We start from the raw sequence: 16989 nt of genomic DNA, 5'->3' as shown, positions 1-16989 counted from the left end.
GAAGGAAGAGACAATGAATCACTACACACGCTGGCTTGAGCTAAAAGAAGAAAACCCAGGTAAGTACGCGCGTGACATCGCAGGCTTAATGAATATCAGCGAAGCGGAGTTGACCTTCGCACGCGTGGGCCACGATGCCTGGCGGCTGCACGGCGACATTCGCGAGATTTTAGGCGCGCTGGAAGCCGTGGGTGAGACAAAGTGCATCTGCCGTAACGAGTATGCCGTTCACGAACAGGTTGGCACCTTTACCAATCAGCACCTCAACGGCCACGCCGGGCTGGTACTGAACCCACGTGCGCTGGATCTGCGTCTGTTCCTCAACCAGTGGGCAAGCGTGTTTCACATCAGTGAAACGACCGCGCGTGGCGAGCGCCAGAGCATTCAGTTTTTTGACCACCAGGGCGATGCACTGCTGAAGGTATACACCACGGACAATACCGACATCTCCGCCTGGGGCGACGTGCTGACCCGCTTTATCTTTGCCGATAATCCGCCACTGGAACTGAAAGCAGCCGAAGCACCGGCTCACGCCGAACATGTCGACGCAGGCACTGTGGACAAAGAGTGGCGCGCCATGACCGACGTACACCAGTTCTTCAGCCTGCTGAAGCGTCACAACCTGAGCCGCCAGCAGGCGTTCCGTCTGGTGGGTGACAATCTCGCCTGCAGGGTAGACAACAGCGCACTGGCGCAGTTACTGGATACTGCACGTCAGGACGGCAACGAAATCATGGTGTTTGTGGGCAATCGCGGTTGCGTGCAGATCTTCACCGGCGTGGTGGAAAAGCTGGTGCCGATGAAAGGCTGGCTGAATATCTTCAACCCGAACTTTACCCTGCATCTGCTGGAAGAGACCATTGCGGAAACCTGGGTGACCCGTAAACCAACGGCTGACGGTCACGTTACCAGCCTGGAGTTATTCGCCGCCGACGGCACACAAATCGCGCAGCTCTATGGTCAGCGCACCGAAGGCGAGCCTGAGCAGAGCCAGTGGCGCAGCCAGATCGACGCCCTGACACCAAAAGGGCTGGCCGCATGAAAAAATGGCTTGCTCTGCTAAGTGCCTTACCGTTTGTCGCCTTTGCCTCTGCGCCAGAGAGGATTGTCTCTCTCGGCGGCGATGTCACAGAGATTGTCTATGCGCTTGGCGCGCAGTCTTCTCTGGTGGCGCGCGACAGTACCAGCCAGTGGCCGCAGGCGGCGAACGACCTGCCTGACGTAGGGTATTTGCGCCAGCTCAACGCCGAAGGGATTTTATCCATGCGCCCCACGCTGGTCCTGGCGAGCGCACAGGCACAACCGTCTCTGGCGTTAAAGCAGGTAGAGCAAAGTCATGTGAAGGTGATCACCGTCCCCGGCAGTAACGACCTGAGCGTCATCGACGAAAAAGTGCGGGTGATTGCTGACGCAACGCATCGCGAAGCGCAAGGGGAAACTCTGCGCAATACGCTTCGTCAGGCGCTGGCAGCGCTGCCCTCTTCACCGCTGAACAAGCGGGTGCTGTTTATCCTCAACCACGGCGGGATGACCGCGATGGCCGCCGGACAACAGACCGGTGCAGATGCAGCCATCCGCGCAGCGGGTTTGCAGAATGCGATGCAGGGTTTTACCCGCTACCAGCCGCTCTCGCAGGAAGGCGTGATCGCCAGCCAGCCGGATCTGGTGGTGATTTCGCAGGATGGCATCAACGCACTGGGTGGTGAAGCGAATCTGTGGAAGCTGCCAGGGCTGGCGCAAACCCCGGCGGGACGCAACAAGCAGGTACTGGCAATCGATGATATGGCGCTGCTGGGTTTTAGCGTACGGACGCCACATGCGATCCAGCAGTTGCGCGCCAGAGCGGAGCAACTGCCCTGATGTCCCGGCGGGTCACGTTGTCGCTGTGGGTACTGGCTGCCCTGCTGACCGTTATGACGCTGATGGCGACCGGTTTTGGCGCGTTGCGCCTGCCGGTCAGCCTGCTGTGGAACGGCAGCGATGAGGCGCTGCGCCAGATCTGGCTGACTATCCGCCTGCCCCGCGTGTTGCTGGCACTGGTGATAGGTGGTTCGCTGGCGCTGGCAGGCTGCGTGATGCAGGGGCTGTTTCGCAACCCGCTTGCCGATCCTGGCCTGCTCGGGATCAGCAGCGGCGCGGCGCTGGCCGTTGCTCTGTGGGTGGTGCTTCCCCTCTCTTTGCCTGCGCTGGTGATGCTCTACGCCCCGATGCTCGCGGCGTTTATTGGCGCACTGGCAGCAACGGTCGTGATTTTCCTGCTCAGCCAGCAGCGTGACAGTTCCCTGTCGCGTCTGTTGCTTATCGGCATCGCCATCAACGCGCTGTGCGGTGCAGCAGTCGGCGTGCTGTCCTGGGTCAGTAACGATGCTCAGTTGCGTCAGCTTTCACTCTGGGGCATGGGCAGTCTCGGCCAGGCGCAGTGGTCAACGCTGCTGGCCGTCACCTCGCTGATGGTGCCCACGGTACTGGTTGTCTGGCGTCTGGCCAGCGCGCTCAATTTGCTACAGCTGGGCGAAGAAGAGGCGCATTACCTTGGCGTGGATGTCGCCGTTGTCCAGCGGATACTGCTACTGTGCAGCGCCTTGCTGGTGGCGGCCGCCGTCGCCGTCAGCGGCGTGATTGGCTTTGTGGGGCTTGTCGTACCGCACCTGATGCGTATGTGGCTGGGAGCCGATCACCGGGCCGTTATTCCAGGCTCGGTGCTGGCGGGTGCGTCACTGCTGCTTGTCGCTGACACGGTGGCACGCACGCTGGTTGCCCCGGCAGAGATGCCGGTCGGTTTGTTGACCAGCATTCTCGGTGCGCCGTGGTTCCTGTGGCTTATTTTTCGGCGGGGAGGGCAGCATGGCTGAACGTTATACCGCGGAGAACGTCTCCTGTACGCTTTCCGGGCGAACGCTTATTGATGATGTTTCGCTGTCGCTATCCCAGGGAGAGCTGGTGGCGTTGATTGGCCCCAACGGTGCAGGGAAATCCACACTGCTGCGGCTGCTGACCGGCTACCTGAAACCCGCCAGCGGACGATGTCTTCTGGCGGGAAAATCCCTCAGCGAATGGCACCCGGAGACGCTGTCCCGTTACCGGGCGGTCATGCGCCAGCATACGCAGCTCGGCTTTGACTGGCCGGTTGAAGGTGTCATTGGGATGGGACGAGCACCGTGGGGCCGTCAGCCCGATCGGTCTATCGTTCACGACGTGATGCAGTTGACCGGCTGTCTGCCGCTGGCAGGCAGGCAGTACAATGCGCTGTCTGGCGGCGAGCAGCAGCGCGTACAGCTTGCCCGCGCGCTGGCACAGATCTGGCGCGACGGTGCTCCTCGCGGCTGGCTGTTTCTCGATGAACCTACCTCCGCGCTGGATCTTTACCACCAGCAGCATCTGCTGCGGTTGTTGAAATCGCTGACCCGTCAGGGGCATCTCCACGTCTGCGTGGTGCTGCACGATCTCAATCTGGCGGCGCTGTGGGCGGATCGCATCATGCTGCTGCACAACGGCAGGATGGTCTCCCACGGCACGCCGGAGCAGGTGCTGCAGGCTGACGTACTGGCGCGCTGGTATGGCGCGCAGGTACACGTCGGCAGGCATCCTTCCCACGCCGCTCCGCAGGTTTTTCTTGCACCTTAACTTGAGCAGCTCACCTCCAGCCGCTTGCCCCAGTCCGGCGGGCGGCTGACATAATCATCCTCCCGATCGGCAAACGGCGTGCGCAACGCGATATGCAGACGGTGTAACTCGTCGTAATCGCCCCGCTCTGCCTGCTCAATCGCACGCTGTGCCAGCCAGTTTCGCAGCACCATCGCCGGATTGGCCGCCATCATTTTTGCCTGACGGGTAGCATCATCAATCTGCTCTTGCTGCAGACGCGCCCGGTATACGGTAAACCAGTCGTCAAAGGCCTGACGGTCAATAAACTCGTCGCGCAGCGGTGAGGCGGCGCTGTGTTGCTCGGTATGACCCAACGTGCGGAAAGTACGGGTGTAATCGCTGCCTTCGCGCGCCATCAGCGAGAACAAGGCGTTAAGAAGGTCGTTATCGCCTTTCTCCTGCGTCAGCAGTCCCAGCTTGTTGCGCATGAGCGCACCATACTCCCGCAACAAAACCGCCTGGTAACCGTCGAGCGCATCATTCAGCGCGTCAACATCAATAAATGGCGACAAGGACTGCGCAAGGCGCTGTAAATTCCACAGCCCCACGGCAGGCTGATTATCAAAGCTGTAGCGTCCCTGATAATCTGAGTGGTTGCAGATATAGCCCGGCTGATAGTCATCCAGAAAGCCGAACGGGCCATAATCGAAGGTCAGGCCCAGCAGAGACATGTTATCGGTGTTCATCACGCCGTGTGCAAAACCCACGGTCTGCCAGCGGGCGATCGTTGAGGCGGTACGGGCAACAACATCACGGAACCAGAGGACGTATTTATCCGCCTCATTCTGCAACCGGGGCCAGTGGCGTCGGATGGCGTAATCCGCAAGCTGGCGGACTTTCTCCGGCTCGCGGCGATAGTAGAAATGTTCAAAGTGTCCGAAGCGCAGATGACTTTCAGCCACGCGCATCAGCATCGCGCCCTGCTCCATCGTCTCGCGTGCAACCGGCGTATCGCTGGTGACGACCGATAACGCGCGGGTAGTGGGAATGCCAAGTGCATGCATCGCTTCCGAGGCCAGACTTTCGCGGAGGGTTGAACGCAGCACCGCCCGGCCATCGCCCATCCGTGAATAAGGCGTCAGACCAGCGCCTTTCAGATGCCAGTCGACGGTATCATCACCGGAGAGCTGTTGTTCGCCCAGCAAGATCCCCCGGCCATCGCCCAGTTGTCCCGCCCAGACACCAAACTGATGTCCGCTGTAGACCTGAGCCAGAGGTTGCATTCCTGGAAGGAGCGTTTCGCCGCCCCAGACGCCAGCGCCATCGGCAGGCTGAAATAAGGCAGGCGGAATACCCAGCGAATCCGCCAGCATATCGTTGTGCCAGATCAGACGAGCATTCTGTAACGGTGTTGGTTTAAGCGCGGTGTAAAAACCTGGCAATTCATCATGCCAGTGAGCAGTAAAAGACAGGGTCATAAGTCCTCCTGCTTTTAGTGTAGAGGGTTTACCTGCACTTAAACACGGGCGAAGAAAAGGGTTATCACTGAACGAGCGTCGTTACCTGTTCTGCCGGAACCGCAGGCCAGAGATTACCCTGCATTGCACCAACGTTAAATGACAATACGCGTTGCAACAGGTTGTGATCGTCTATACCGGAGAGGATAACGGACTGACAATGAGGCGTAATTTGCCAGAGTATCGCGCGCATAAAAGGTTCAAAAGAGAGCTCGGACGCACGCTGCTGGATAAAACCTTTATCCAGTATTACCCGTTTAAACAAACCGTCATAAACCGCTTTGAGGGTGGCGATGCCCGCACCAAAGTTAGCCAAAACCAGAGGGAAATGGATCGCCATTCTTGCCAGCATCAGATCGTCTTTGCCGTTATTTAAACCTGGATAGTTCTCATTAACACTAAACTCCAGAAATGGATAGCGTTCAAGTATTGAAACAGCGTTCCCGTCAGTTAATAAAAACTCAACAATTACAGGTGTAATATTGATCCACGCAATTAACTGATGCTGAATAAAGAACAGTTTACAGGTATCGAGCAATTGCAGTTTCTCATGAAACAGCACTAACTCTTCTTCCGGTGAAAGGTGCGGAGTAACCAGTTCAGTTGGGATTCTGACATCCGTACCTACGCCAGTAAAGTTAACCATAATTTCTAAACCTTTAAGCTCACCTGCACTATTTCGCGCCGGAAGCAGTAAAAGTTCAGACTGGTAAGCATTATCTAGCGTGACAATCATCGCGCTCGCCCCACATTAAAGATGAAAGAGGACATCCTGGAGCAATTGCAGGCACAATTCCACTGGCTTGATTTTAATAAGATTAATTTCATTCGTTCCGTATTAATTTTCAGATTTATCCCTGAATCTAAAATAATCTTATCCTGGTTACTGAATAATAGCCAGTTTTAGATAAAACAGACACATACAGACATATGTAATTCATCAGAAATTTAACTTTAATCATCCCGATGAAGAAAACCTGGCGCGGTTTATTAGACGCCAGGTCAACAGAACGGCCACATGTACATTGTCCTAAATACGTCTGGCTTGCCAGAAGTTTTTACGCCAGTAAACATTATCGAGAGAGGAGCGCATCACTCCGCGACTGGTCGACGCATGAATGAACTGGTTATCGGTGTCATAAATGCCAACATGAAGGCCGCTTTCACCCGAGCCTGTTTTGAAAAACACCAGGTCGCCGGGGAGCAAATCCCCTTTATCGATTTCCGTACCAATTTCTGCCTGCTTACGCGTTTCGCGAGGCAGCTGGAGATCAAATTTATCGCGAAAAGTCATCAGGACGAAGCCAGAACAATCGACACCGCCCCGGCTCATACCACCGTAACGATAAGGCGTACCGCGCCAGTTGCTCAACTGGTCGTTCAGGCTGGCAATAACCGTAATAGAATCGGAAAGCCGCGGATTAGGCGGAGGCGCACGATGGCTACTGCATCCCGCAAGAATTAATGTTGCCACAAGGAGAAACCAGCCTCGCATTTTCAGACGAATCCTCTGCTTTTTTTGCTCTTTCCGTAATTTAGCGTGCAATTGTGCACCTGCGCAAGAAACGGTTACTCCGCAGTAGTGGAAATCAGCATCTTATGCCCCTCAATATCCAGCCGACGGAACAACATGTTATACGCGGTGGCAAGGTTTGGCGGGGTCAGTACGGTATCGCGCGTTCCACTGGCAATGAGCTTGCCCCGTGCCAGCAACCACACCCGATGCGCATGGCGCAGCGTATGGTTCAAATCATGGCTGCTCATTACCACCGCCACCCCTTTGCGGGACAACGCGCTGAGCACCCCGTCCAGCGCGGCCTGCTGAGCAACGTCCAGACCGCTCATCGGCTCGTCCAGGAGCAACAGGCAGCCGTGCGGATTGCCTGCCGGATGGATCTGCAGAATAACCGCCGCCAGACGCACGCGCTGCCACTCCCCGCCAGAAAGCTGGCTGGCGTGACGGGTGAGCTTATCTTCCAGCCCCAGCGCCGCAGCCACTTCGGTAAGCAGCGCCGTGTTATGTTTATCATGCAAATGCAGCAACAGATAGTGCCAGACAGGCATCGCAAACGGCGGTATCTGCTGTTGCACTAAATAGCTCCGCCGGTGTGCCAGCGCCACTGGTGACCAGTCGGTAAGCGCATGGCCGAGCAACGTTATCTCTCCTTGCCCGGTGGTCATGCCCGCCATGCGCGCCAGCAGCGTGCTCTTGCCTGCGCCATTCGGCCCCACAAGATGCACGATCTCTCCCGCATTGATTGTCGCAGTTATCGGCTCCAGACGCCCCTTCCCGGCGACGTCCGTGAGCTGCATCAGCAAGGTCATTATTTTGCCAGCGCCAGCTTGATAGACTCCATGACAATCGGGTCTTCAGGCGTCATATCCGGGGAAAAACGCTGGACAACCTGGCCGTCACGCCCAATCAGGAACTTCTCGAAATTCCACAGGATATCGTCAGGATAGAGCGGCGCACGCCCTTTGCTCGCCATACGCTCGTAGAAACCGCTGCCCTCAGGCGCAACGGCCGTCGGCGCTGCAGCAACCAGTTTCGCATACAGCGGATGACGGTTCTCACCGTTGACATCGATTTTGCTGAACATCGGGAACGTCACGCCATAGGTGGTGCTACAGAACGTTTTGATCTCCTCTTCGCTGCCCGGCTCCTGGCCCAGGAACTGGTTGCACGGGAAGCCCAGAACGGTGAAACCGTCTTTCTCCCAGGCTTTCTGAATGTTTTCCAGCTGTTCGTATTGCGGTGTCAGACCGCATTTAGACGCCACGTTCACGATGAGCAAAACGTTGCCTTTGTAGCCTTCAAGCGTGGTTTTCTCGCCGTCGATGGTGGTCACTTCGGTATTCAGAATATCAGACTGCATAGCATTCCCTCAGGTTGTCTTACGGGTAGTGATTTAACGTCCGGCTTTTAATAGTAGCCAGATAAATACCGGCGCGCCCAGCGTGGCGGTGACGACCCCGATGGGTAATTCGGCCGCCGTCAGGGCGAGCCGGGCGATAATGTCGGCGACCAGCAAGGTTGCAGCGCCTGCAACCGCCGAAGCCGGAAGTAAGATGCGGTGATCCGTTATTCCGCACAGACGCAGCATATGCGGGATGACCAGCCCGATAAAACCAATCGCCCCCGCCAGCGCCACGCTGACGCCAACCATCCAGCCGATGGCTATCACCAGTACGTTGCGCCATAACCCCAGCGACATACCGAGCTGACGGGCTGACGTTTCACCCAGCGCGAGGGTATTTAACGGCTGAGCCTGAAAGCAGGTCCAGAGCATGACCGGGATCAACAGCGTCATCAACCAGCCCTGCCGCCAGTCAACGCCACCGAAGCCGCCCATCATCCAGTACATTAACTGGCGCAGATCGAAGGAGGTAGAGAAGTAGACTGCCCAGGTCATCAGCGCGCTGCAGATGATCCCCAGCGCCACTCCGGCAAGGAGTAACCGGCTTGTTGATAAATGTCGCCGGGCAAAGCGCAGTAAAATGACCGTTATCAGCAGTGCGCCGGAAATGGCGCTCAGGCTAATCCCCCAGGCGGACAGTTCGCCACCACCCAGCATGACAGCAGCAATCAGCCCTACGCCAGCGCCATTCGACACGCCGAGCAGCCCCGGTTCCGCCAGCGGATTTTCAAACAGCGCCTGCATCATTGTGCCGCACAACGCCAGCGCGGCACCGACCAGGATCACCGCCAGCGTTCGCGGCAGGCGGATCTGCCAGACAAAGAGCTGTCCGTCAGGGCTAAACCAGCTTTCCGGCCCCAGCCACCGTTCGCCCGCACACAGGCTGACCACGGCGGATGCCACAAGAAACAGCACGAGCATCCCCAGGCGGCGTCGATCGGAACGGTGCTGTTGGCGGACGAAATCAAGCATAGGCAGTGTATTTTCAGGAGTCAGATACCATTGATTTTACGGCGGGTTTGCCGGGCAGAGCAAAGAAAAAAGGCCGCTAATGCGGCCTTTTTGGTTAGTTCATATTACTCTGCTTTGGGCGTTGCGTTTTCGACACGGCTTTTTAACTTCTGGCCGGGTCTGAAGGTCACCACGCGGCGGGCTGTAATGGGAATATCTTCCCCCGTCTTCGGGTTACGGCCCGGACGTTGGTTTTTGTCTCGCAAATCAAAATTGCCAAAGCCGGAGAGTTTTACCTGCTCACCATTTTCCAGAGCACGACGGATCTCTTCGAAAAACAGCTCTACCAGCTCTTTAGCATCCCGTTTGCTAAGCCCTAGCTTATCAAACAGATATTCTGACATTTCAGCTTTTGTAAGCGCCATAGGTTCAATCCCTCAATGATGCCTGGAATCGCTCTTTTAATGCCTCTACACATTTGGCGACGGTAGCGGCAATCTCCTCTTCTTCGAGTGTACGGCTGGTATCCTGAAGGATAAGGCTAATAGCGAGGCTCTTGAAACCTTCTGCTACGCCCTTGCCGCGGTACACGTCAAATAAGTTTACGCCAACTACCTGATTTACGCCAACTTTCTTACATTCGGCCAAAATATCTGCTGCAGGCACGTTTTCCGCGACCACAACCGCGATATCGCGGCGGTTCGCCGGGAAGCGGGAGACGTCCTGCGCCTGAGGAATGACGCGGTCTGCGACCGGGTTCCACTCCAGCTCGAACACGATGGTACGGCCGTTCAGATCCAGTTTACGTTCCAGTTCAGGGTGAACAACACCAATGAAACCAACACGTTTGCCGTCTAAATAAATTGCCGCACTCTGGCCCGGATGCAGGGCTGGAATGGCTTCTGCACGGAATTCAATTTCAGATAATTTACCGGTCAGATCGAGAATCGCTTCCAGATCGCCCTTCATATCGTAGAAATCAACGGTGCCTTTTGCCAGGTCCCAGTGCTCTTCATAGCGGTTGCCGCTAATTGCGCCAGCCAGCATGAGATCCTGACGGATGCCTAAATTTGCCTGATTATCCGGTACAAAGCGTAAACCGCTTTCAAAAATTCGCACACGGTTTTGCTGGCGATTCTGGTTATACACGATGGTGCCAAGCAGACCCGTCCACAGGGAAAGGCGCATTGCAGACATTTCGCTGGAGATCGGGCTTGGCAGAATCAACGCTTCCTGGCCTGGGTGGATTAGCTGCTGCAGCTTAGGGTCCACGAAGCTGTAGGTGATCACTTCCTGATAGCCTTTGTCGTTCAGCATGGTTTTCACACGCTTCAGGGACAGGTCAGCTTCACGGTGGGTGCCCATCACCAGACCCGCCTGCACCGGCTCGTCAGGGATGTTGTTGTAGCCGTATACGCGAGCCACTTCTTCCACCAGGTCTTCTTCGATCTCCATGTCGAAACGCCAGGATGGTGCAACGGCTTTCCACTCGTCCTGACCTTCAGTCACTTCACAGCCCAGACGCGTCAGAATATCGGTCACCTGTGCATCGGCAACATGGTGGCCAATCAGGCGATCCAGCTTGCTGCGGCGCAGGGTGATGGTGGCGCGTTTCGGCAGAGTTGCTTCGTTGGTCACATCGATAACCGGACCGGCTTCACCGCCACAGATGTCGATCAGCAGGCGAGTCGCACGCTCCATCGCTTTGTACTGCAACGCCGGGTCAACGCCGCGCTCATAGCGGTGAGAGGCGTCGGTGTGCAGGCCATGACGACGTGCACGACCAGTGATAGAGAGCGGGCTGAAGAATGCGCATTCCAGCAGGACGTTTTGCGTCTCATCGTTCACGCCAGAATGTTCGCCACCGAAGATCCCGCCCATTGCCAGCGCTTTGCTGTGGTCAGCAATCACCAGGGTGTCGGCGTTCAGTTTCGCTTCGCTACCGTCCAGCAGAACCAGGGTTTCGCCCTCTTTCGCCATACGCACAACAATCCCGCCTTCGATGCGATCTTTATCGAACGCATGCATCGGCTGGCCCAGCTCCAGCAGAACGTAGTTGGTCACGTCAACCACGGCATCAATGGAACGGATACCGCAGCGACGCAGTTTCTCTTTTATCCACAGTGGGGTTGGCGCTTTAACGTTGATACCTTTCACCACGCGGCCGAGGTAGCGCGGGCAAGCGTCAGCGGCTTCAACCTGGATTGGCAGCGTGTCGCTGATGGTGGCGTCAACCGGGGCAATTTCCGGCGCATTCAGCTCAGCCTGGTTCAGCACGGCAACATCGCGCGCCACGCCGATAATCCCTAAACAGTCGGCACGGTTTGGCGTGACGCTGATTTCGATGGTGTTGTCATCAAGGTTCAGATATTCGCGAATATCGGTGCCAACTGGCGCATCCTGCGGCAGCTCAATAATACCGCTGTGATCGTCAGAAATACCCAGCTCGGAGAACGAGCACAGCATGCCTTCAGACGGTTCACCACGCAGTTTCGCCGCTTTAATTTTGAAATCACCCGGCAGCACCGCACCAACGGTTGCTACAGCCACTTTCAGTCCCTGGCGGCAGTTTGGCGCGCCGCAGACGATATCCAGTAAGCGATCGCCGCCGACATTCACTTTTGTCACGCGCAGTTTATCGGCGTTTGGGTGCTGACCGCACTCAACCACTTCACCCACAACCACACCGTTGAAAGCACCTGCAACCGGCTCGACGCCATCAACTTCCAGACCCGCCATGGTGATCTGGTTGGAAAGCGCTTCGCTGTCAAGCGTGGTGTTCACCCATTCGCGTAACCACAGTTCACTGAATTTCATTGTTCTGTCCTGCCCTTATTTAAACTGTTTGAGGAAACGCAGATCGTTTTCGAAGAATGCGCGCAGATCGGTCACGCCGTAGCGCAGCATGGTCAGACGCTCCATACCCATACCGAACGCAAAGCCGGAGTAAACTTCCGGATCGATGCCGACGTTGCGCAGCACGTTTGGATGCACCATGCCACAGCCCAGCACTTCCAGCCATTTGCCGTTTTTGCCCATGACGTCAACTTCCGCAGACGGTTCGGTGAACGGGAAGTAGGACGGACGGAAACGAACCTGCAGATCTTCCTCAAAGAAGTTGTTCAGGAAATCGTGCAGCGTGCCTTTCAGATTGGTAAAGCTAATGTTTTTATCAACAATCAGACCTTCCATCTGGTGGAACATTGGGGTGTGCGTCTGGTCGTAATCGTTACGGTAAACGCGGCCAGGAGCGATGATGCGGATTGGCGGTTCCTGATCCTTCATGGTGCGGATCTGAACGCCGGAGGTCTGGGTACGCAGCAGACGCGTGGCGTCGAACCAGAAAGTGTCGTGGTCAGCACGTGCCGGATGATGGCCTGGAATATTCAGGGCGTCGAAGTTGTGATAGTCATCTTCGATTTCCGGGCCAGTCGCCACGGTAAAGCCGAGCTCACCGAAGAAACTTTCAATACGATCAATGGTACGGGTGACCGGATGCAGACCACCATTCTCAATACGACGGCCAGGCAGAGAGACGTCGATGGTTTCTGCCGCCAGACGCGCATTCAGCACTGCGCTTTCCAGCTCGGCTTTACGCGCGTTCAGCGCCTGCTGTACCTGCTCTTTGGCTTCGTTAATCACCGCACCCGCTGCCGGACGCTCTTCAGCAGGCAGCTCACGCAGGGTAGTCATTTGAAGGGTCAGATGCCCTTTCTTACCCAGATATTCGACGCGGACATTGTCTAACGCGGCAACATCTGAGGCCTGGTTAATGGCAGCCGTTGCACTGGCAACCAGCTCTGCGAGATGTGACATGGTTTTCCTCATTATGTCGGTGCAGACACCGAATTGTTGGACTTATTCTCTCGAATTCAGGCACAAAAAAAGCCTCCATCGGGAGGCTTATCTGGCGCTGTTTTTCGTTTCATCTTTCACGCGCTAGCCTCCTGAGTTCAGGTGCTAAAGTAAAAGAAGAAGCGGAAAATAGCAGCATTCATGCTTGCGTTACCTTGTGTGGTAAAAAACCGTTAAGACCTTATTGAAAAGCCTGCACGGATAAATGTCAATCTTCTGATAGTGTTAAATGAAAAGAGGGAGCTAAGCCCCCTCTCTCAACTGGCTTATGCCAGTGCTGCTTTCGCTTTTTCGACCAGAGCGGTGAACGCTACTTTGTCGAATACTGCGATGTCAGCCAGGATCTTACGGTCGATTTCAACAGAGGCTTTTTTCAGGCCGTTGATGAATTTGCTGTAAGAAATACCGTTCTGACGTGCTGCTGCGTTGATACGCGCAATCCACAGTTGACGGAACTGACGCTTACGCTGACGACGGTCACGGTAAGCGTACTGACCTGCTTTGATAACAGCCTGGAAGGCAACGCGGTATACGCGTGAACGCGCACCGTAGTAGCCTTTAGCTTGTTTCAAAATTTTCTTGTGACGTGCACGTGCAATTACACCACGTTTTACGCGAGCCATGTGTGCTCTCCTGTATCTATTCTAAGTTAAAAAAGTTAAACGTTAACGACTTATGCGTACGGCAGGCACGCGATGACCAGGCCCAGATCGCCTTTAGAAACCATGGCTTTTGGACGCAGGTGACGTTTACGCTTGGTAGCTTTCTTAGTCAGAATGTGACGCAGGTTAGCGTGCTTGTGCTTAAAACCACCTTTACCGGTTTTTTTGAAGCGCTTAGCAGCACCGCGTACGGTCTTAATTTTTGGCATTTTAATAACTTCCACTTCGCATTGTTAAATAAACGAAACATAGGCGAACAAAACCTATGAAGCCCGAAGGCTCCACAGATTTTGCTGCTTGAAGGCCTTACTGTTTCTTCTTAGGAGCGAGCACCATGATCATCTGGCGGCCTTCGATCTTCGTAGGGAAGGATTCGACTACTGCCAGTTCACTCAGATCGTCACGGACGCGGTTAAGCACTTCCATACCAATCTGTTGGTGGGCCATCTCACGACCGCGGAAACGCAGTGTGATCTTGGCCTTATCGCCATCTTCCAGAAAGCGAATCAGGCTGCGGAGTTTTACCTGATAATCGCCATCGTCGGTACCAGGGCGGAATTTGATTTCCTTAACCTGGATAACTTTTTGCTTCTTCTTCTGTTCCTTAGAAGACTTACTCTTTTCATAAAGGAACTTGCCGTAGTCCATGATACGACAAACTGGCGGTTCGGCGTTAGGGCTGATTTCAACTAAATCTACTCCAGCTTCTTCAGCTTTTTCGATCGCTTCTCTCAGACTCACAATCCCCAGCTGCTCGCCTTCCAGACCTGTTAAGCGAACTTCCTGGGCGCGAATCTCGCCATTGATACGATTCGGACGTGCCGTTTGAACTCGTTTTCCGCCTTTAATACCTTATTCCTCCAGTTGTTGAAGACTGCGGCTGCGAATCTCTTGTTGCAGCTTCTCAATCACTTCACTTACGTCCAGGCTGCCCAGGTCTTTACCACGGCGGGTGCGAACGGCCACTTTGCCTGCTTCCACCTCTTTATCACCACAGACCAACATATACGGGACACGACGTAAAGTGTGCTCGCGGATTTTAAAGCCAATCTTCTCATTTCTCAAGTCCGCTTTTACGCGAATGCCCGCATTTTGTAGTTTCTGCGTCAATTCTTTAACGTATTCAGACTGAGAATCGGTAATGTTCATCACCACGACCTGCACTGGCGCGAGCCAGGTTGGGAAGAAGCCCGCAAACTCTTCAGTCAGGATGCCGATGAAGCGCTCCAGAGAACCAAGAATTGCACGGTGAATCATAACCGGCACCTGACGCTCGTTATCTTCGCCAACATAAGAGGCGCTTAAACGCTGCGGCAGGGAGAAGTCCAGCTGTACAGTACCGCACTGCCATGCGCGATCGAGGCAGTCATACAGGGTAAATTCAATTTTCGGACCGTAGAATGCGCCCTCGCCCAGCTGGTATTCAAACGGGATACCGTTCTCTTCCAGCGCCACGGCGAGATCCGCTTCTGCGCGATCCCATGTCTCATCGCTACCGATACGTTTTTCCGGGCGCGTTGAGAGTTTGACCACGATCTTCTCGAAGCCAAAGGTGCTGTACATATCGTAGACCATACGAATACAGGCGTTAACTTCATCACGTACCTGATCTTCAGTACAGAAGATATGCGCATCATCCTGGGTAAAGCCACGAACACGCATCAGACCGTGCAGCGCACCTGATGGCTCGTTACGGTGGCAGCTACCGAATTCCGCCATACGCAGCGGCAGATCGCGGTAGGATTTCAGACCCTGGTTGAAGATCTGAACGTGGCCAGGGCAGTTCATTGGCTTGATGCAGTATTCACGGTTCTCAGACGAGGTGGTGAACATCGCATCTTTATAGTTGTCCCAGTGGCCGGTTTTTTCCCACAGCACACGGTCCATCATGAACGGGCCTTTTACTTCCTGATACTGGTACTCTTTCAGCTTCGAGCGCACGAAAGTTTCCAGTTCACGGAAGATTGTCCAGCCGTCGTTATGCCAGAACACCATGCCCGGCGCTTCTTCCTGCATATGGTACAGGTCAAGCTGCTTACCGATTTTACGGTGGTCACGCTTCGCCGCCTCTTCCAGGCGCTGCAGGTAGGCGTTCAGGGCTTTTTTATCTGCCCACGCCGTACCATAAATACGCTGCAACATCTTATTGTTGCTGTCGCCACGCCAGTAGGCACCGGCGATCTTCATCAGTTTAAAGTGATGACAGAAGCGCATGTTCGGCACGTGCGGTCCACGGCACATGTCGACGTATTCTTCGTGATGGTACAAGCCTGGCTTGTCATCATGCGAAATGTTTTCGTCAAGAATAGAGACTTTATAGCTCTCGCCACGCTTCACGAAGGTTTCACGCGCTTCGTGCCAGCTGACTTTCTTCTTGATGACGTCATAGTTGGTTTCAGCGAGCTCGTGCATACGTTTTTCGAGCGCGTCGATATCTTCCTGGGTCAGGGTGTGGTCAAGGTCAACGTCGTAATAAAAACCGTTGTCAATAACCGGGCCGATCGCCATTTTGGTGTTTGGCCACAGCTGCTTGATAGCATGACCTAACAGATGCGCGCAGGAGTGACGAATGATCTCCAGACCTTCTTCGTCTTTCGCGGTGATGATAGCAAGCGTAGCATCGTTTTCGATCAGGTCGGATGCATCAACCAGCTCACCATTTACACGGCCAGCGATGGTCGCTTTCGCGAGTCCAGGGCCGATGTCCAGGGCAACATCCATTGGGCTAACAGCGTGGTCGTAATGGCGTTGGCTGCCATCAGGAAGAGTAATTACAGGCATTTTATATCCTTATTTGCAGTGATGCCCCACACATAAGAGCATATACAAAGAAAATAATCGTGATTTAACAGTAGATTACGAAACCATCTGACCAACAATCGTCAAATTGGCTCGTCATCATGCACCCGCCAAAATCAGACAAAGGCGGATTTACGGCAAGCGCTCCAATGGTAACACTAATAACAAGGCGAATGCATCCTCTGCGGCCAGTTTGAGTCACTCATCCTTTCGTATGAGTTCACTTACTTTCGCTACCAGAGGCTCGCAATTCAACATTGCTGAGCTATTCTTGAACAGGGTCTTACACCTCCAGGAGGGCATCAAATGAATGTATCCAGTAGAACCGTTGTGATATTGAATATACTTTCAGCGGCAGGGTTGGTTTTGATTCTTGCCGACAGATTCCACTGGTTCTAGCCCGGACCGATCATATTGCATAACCTTCCGTCCCGGATAATGCGCAATCTGCCGCATGTTTTGGTAGACTGGAACAATTAACGGACAAGGATTAGGTTATGCCAACGAAACGATTTGCTGTGAAGCACTGGAAGATGGTGGTGGTATTAATTGCCATTTGTGGCGCGATGTTGCTATTGCGATGGGCCGCGATGATCTGGGGTTAGTGCATTCGTCTGCCATCAAGAGAGATAAATAAAAATTAACTGTTGCGAATAAATGTTAAATACTTTTGCAGCGATAACACGTCAAAAAACCGGTACA

At 54.6% G+C, this 16989-nt stretch carries 20 protein-coding genes and 1 other annotated feature; of the genes, 6 read left to right on the top strand and 14 right to left on the bottom strand.

Features of this window, described 5'->3' with window-relative positions; translation table 11 throughout:
- The first annotated feature begins 13 nt into the window (after nt 1–13).
- The 4 genes from chuS to EoCCA6_RS21120 are packed head-to-tail and all read left to right on the top strand — an operon-like array spanning nt 14 to nt 3624.
- On the top strand, nt 14–1042 hold the full coding sequence (gene chuS, locus EoCCA6_RS21135) for a hematinate-forming heme oxygenase ChuS (RefSeq protein ID WP_152084322.1): 1029 nt from the start codon (nt 14–16) through the stop codon (nt 1040–1042).
- The gene (locus EoCCA6_RS21130; protein WP_152084321.1) at nt 1039–1860 is read left to right on the top strand and encodes a heme/hemin ABC transporter substrate-binding protein; all 822 of its coding nucleotides are present in this window, start codon (nt 1039–1041) and stop codon (nt 1858–1860) included. Before chuS ends, EoCCA6_RS21130 begins: the two co-directional genes overlap by 4 nt.
- Complete coding sequence (locus EoCCA6_RS21125) at nt 1860–2852, top strand: FecCD family ABC transporter permease (protein ID WP_152084320.1); 993 nt, start codon at nt 1860–1862, stop codon at nt 2850–2852. Before EoCCA6_RS21130 ends, EoCCA6_RS21125 begins: the two co-directional genes overlap by 1 nt.
- Nucleotides 2845–3624, top strand: coding sequence for a heme ABC transporter ATP-binding protein (locus EoCCA6_RS21120; protein ID WP_152084319.1), 780 nt, complete (start codon nt 2845–2847; stop codon nt 3622–3624). The genes EoCCA6_RS21125 and EoCCA6_RS21120 overlap by 8 nt, the downstream gene beginning before the upstream one ends.
- Here the strand turns inward: EoCCA6_RS21120 and selO are convergent.
- The 14 genes from selO to thrS form a co-directional block, all read right to left on the bottom strand.
- Nucleotides 3621–5063 carry a protein adenylyltransferase SelO gene (gene selO, locus EoCCA6_RS21115; protein ID WP_152084318.1) on the bottom strand — a complete coding sequence of 481 codons (1443 nt, stop codon included), beginning with the start codon at nt 5061–5063 and terminating at the stop codon, nt 3621–3623. The two genes, EoCCA6_RS21120 and selO, sit on opposite strands and share 4 nt — an antisense overlap.
- A 64-nt stretch (nt 5064–5127) precedes the next feature.
- A complete protein-coding gene (locus tag EoCCA6_RS21110) occupies nt 5128–5838 on the bottom strand; it encodes an EAL domain-containing protein (RefSeq protein ID WP_152084317.1) in 711 nt (236 codons plus the stop codon).
- Nucleotides 5839–6132: 294 nt separating this feature from the next.
- The gene (locus EoCCA6_RS21105) at nt 6133–6597 is read right to left on the bottom strand and encodes an NlpC/P60 family protein (protein WP_152084316.1); all 465 of its coding nucleotides are present in this window, start codon (nt 6595–6597) and stop codon (nt 6133–6135) included.
- Between the two features lie 74 nt (nt 6598–6671).
- Nucleotides 6672–7427 carry a vitamin B12 ABC transporter ATP-binding protein BtuD gene (gene btuD / locus EoCCA6_RS21100; RefSeq protein WP_152084315.1) on the bottom strand — a complete coding sequence of 252 codons (756 nt, stop codon included), beginning with the start codon at nt 7425–7427 and terminating at the stop codon, nt 6672–6674.
- Nucleotides 7427–7978, bottom strand: a complete 552-nt coding sequence (locus EoCCA6_RS21095) for a glutathione peroxidase (RefSeq protein WP_152084314.1) — start codon at nt 7976–7978, stop codon at nt 7427–7429. The genes btuD and EoCCA6_RS21095 overlap by 1 nt, the downstream gene beginning before the upstream one ends.
- A 33-nt stretch (nt 7979–8011) precedes the next feature.
- Nucleotides 8012–8992: a vitamin B12 ABC transporter permease BtuC gene (gene btuC, locus EoCCA6_RS21090; protein ID WP_152084313.1), complete on the bottom strand. Its 981-nt coding sequence runs from the start codon at nt 8990–8992 to the stop codon at nt 8012–8014.
- A 104-nt stretch (nt 8993–9096) separates the two neighbouring features.
- Complete coding sequence (gene ihfA / locus EoCCA6_RS21085; RefSeq protein ID WP_003857805.1) at nt 9097–9396, bottom strand: integration host factor subunit alpha; 300 nt, start codon at nt 9394–9396, stop codon at nt 9097–9099.
- A gap of 4 nt (nt 9397–9400) precedes the next feature.
- The gene (pheT, locus tag EoCCA6_RS21080; protein WP_152084312.1) at nt 9401–11788 is read right to left on the bottom strand and encodes a phenylalanine--tRNA ligase subunit beta; all 2388 of its coding nucleotides are present in this window, start codon (nt 11786–11788) and stop codon (nt 9401–9403) included.
- A 15-nt stretch (nt 11789–11803) separates the two neighbouring features.
- Entirely contained in the window at nt 11804–12787 is a 984-nt protein-coding gene (gene pheS, locus EoCCA6_RS21075; RefSeq protein WP_033145275.1) for a phenylalanine--tRNA ligase subunit alpha, read from the bottom strand.
- A gap of 62 nt (nt 12788–12849) precedes the next feature.
- Nucleotides 12850–12974, bottom strand: a sequence feature (Phe leader region).
- A complete protein-coding gene (gene pheM / locus EoCCA6_RS21070; protein WP_001386830.1) occupies nt 12925–12969 on the bottom strand; it encodes a pheST operon leader peptide PheM in 45 nt (14 codons plus the stop codon). It overlaps the preceding feature by 45 nt.
- A gap of 118 nt (nt 12975–13092) precedes the next feature.
- Nucleotides 13093–13449, bottom strand: a complete 357-nt coding sequence (gene rplT, locus EoCCA6_RS21065; RefSeq protein ID WP_000124850.1) for a 50S ribosomal protein L20 — start codon at nt 13447–13449, stop codon at nt 13093–13095.
- Between the two features lie 50 nt (nt 13450–13499).
- The gene (rpmI, locus tag EoCCA6_RS21060) at nt 13500–13697 is read right to left on the bottom strand and encodes a 50S ribosomal protein L35 (RefSeq protein ID WP_001124225.1); all 198 of its coding nucleotides are present in this window, start codon (nt 13695–13697) and stop codon (nt 13500–13502) included.
- 97 nt (nt 13698–13794) lie between these two features.
- Nucleotides 13795–14337: a translation initiation factor IF-3 gene (gene infC / locus EoCCA6_RS21055; protein WP_023616141.1), complete on the bottom strand. Its 543-nt coding sequence runs from the start codon at nt 14335–14337 to the stop codon at nt 13795–13797.
- A gap of 3 nt (nt 14338–14340) precedes the next feature.
- The gene (thrS, locus tag EoCCA6_RS21050; protein ID WP_152084311.1) at nt 14341–16269 is read right to left on the bottom strand and encodes a threonine--tRNA ligase; all 1929 of its coding nucleotides are present in this window, start codon (nt 16267–16269) and stop codon (nt 14341–14343) included.
- 324 nt (nt 16270–16593) lie between these two features.
- On the opposite strand from thrS, the gene yncL reads away from it, so the two are divergent.
- Together yncL and yniD are read left to right on the top strand one after the other, a co-directional pair.
- The gene (gene yncL, locus EoCCA6_RS21045; RefSeq protein WP_071985389.1) at nt 16594–16686 is read left to right on the top strand and encodes a stress response membrane protein YncL; all 93 of its coding nucleotides are present in this window, start codon (nt 16594–16596) and stop codon (nt 16684–16686) included.
- Nucleotides 16687–16784: 98 nt separating this feature from the next.
- A complete protein-coding gene (gene yniD, locus EoCCA6_RS21040) occupies nt 16785–16892 on the top strand; it encodes a small membrane protein YniD (protein ID WP_003857815.1) in 108 nt (35 codons plus the stop codon).
- Nucleotides 16893–16989: the final 97 nt, after the last annotated feature.

The organism is Enterobacter oligotrophicus, from assembly GCF_009176645.1.
Lineage (GTDB): Bacteria > Pseudomonadota > Gammaproteobacteria > Enterobacterales > Enterobacteriaceae > Enterobacter > Enterobacter oligotrophicus.
The sequence above is the reverse complement of the archived record's forward strand: the minus strand, read 5'-3'. Positions and strand labels throughout refer to the sequence as shown.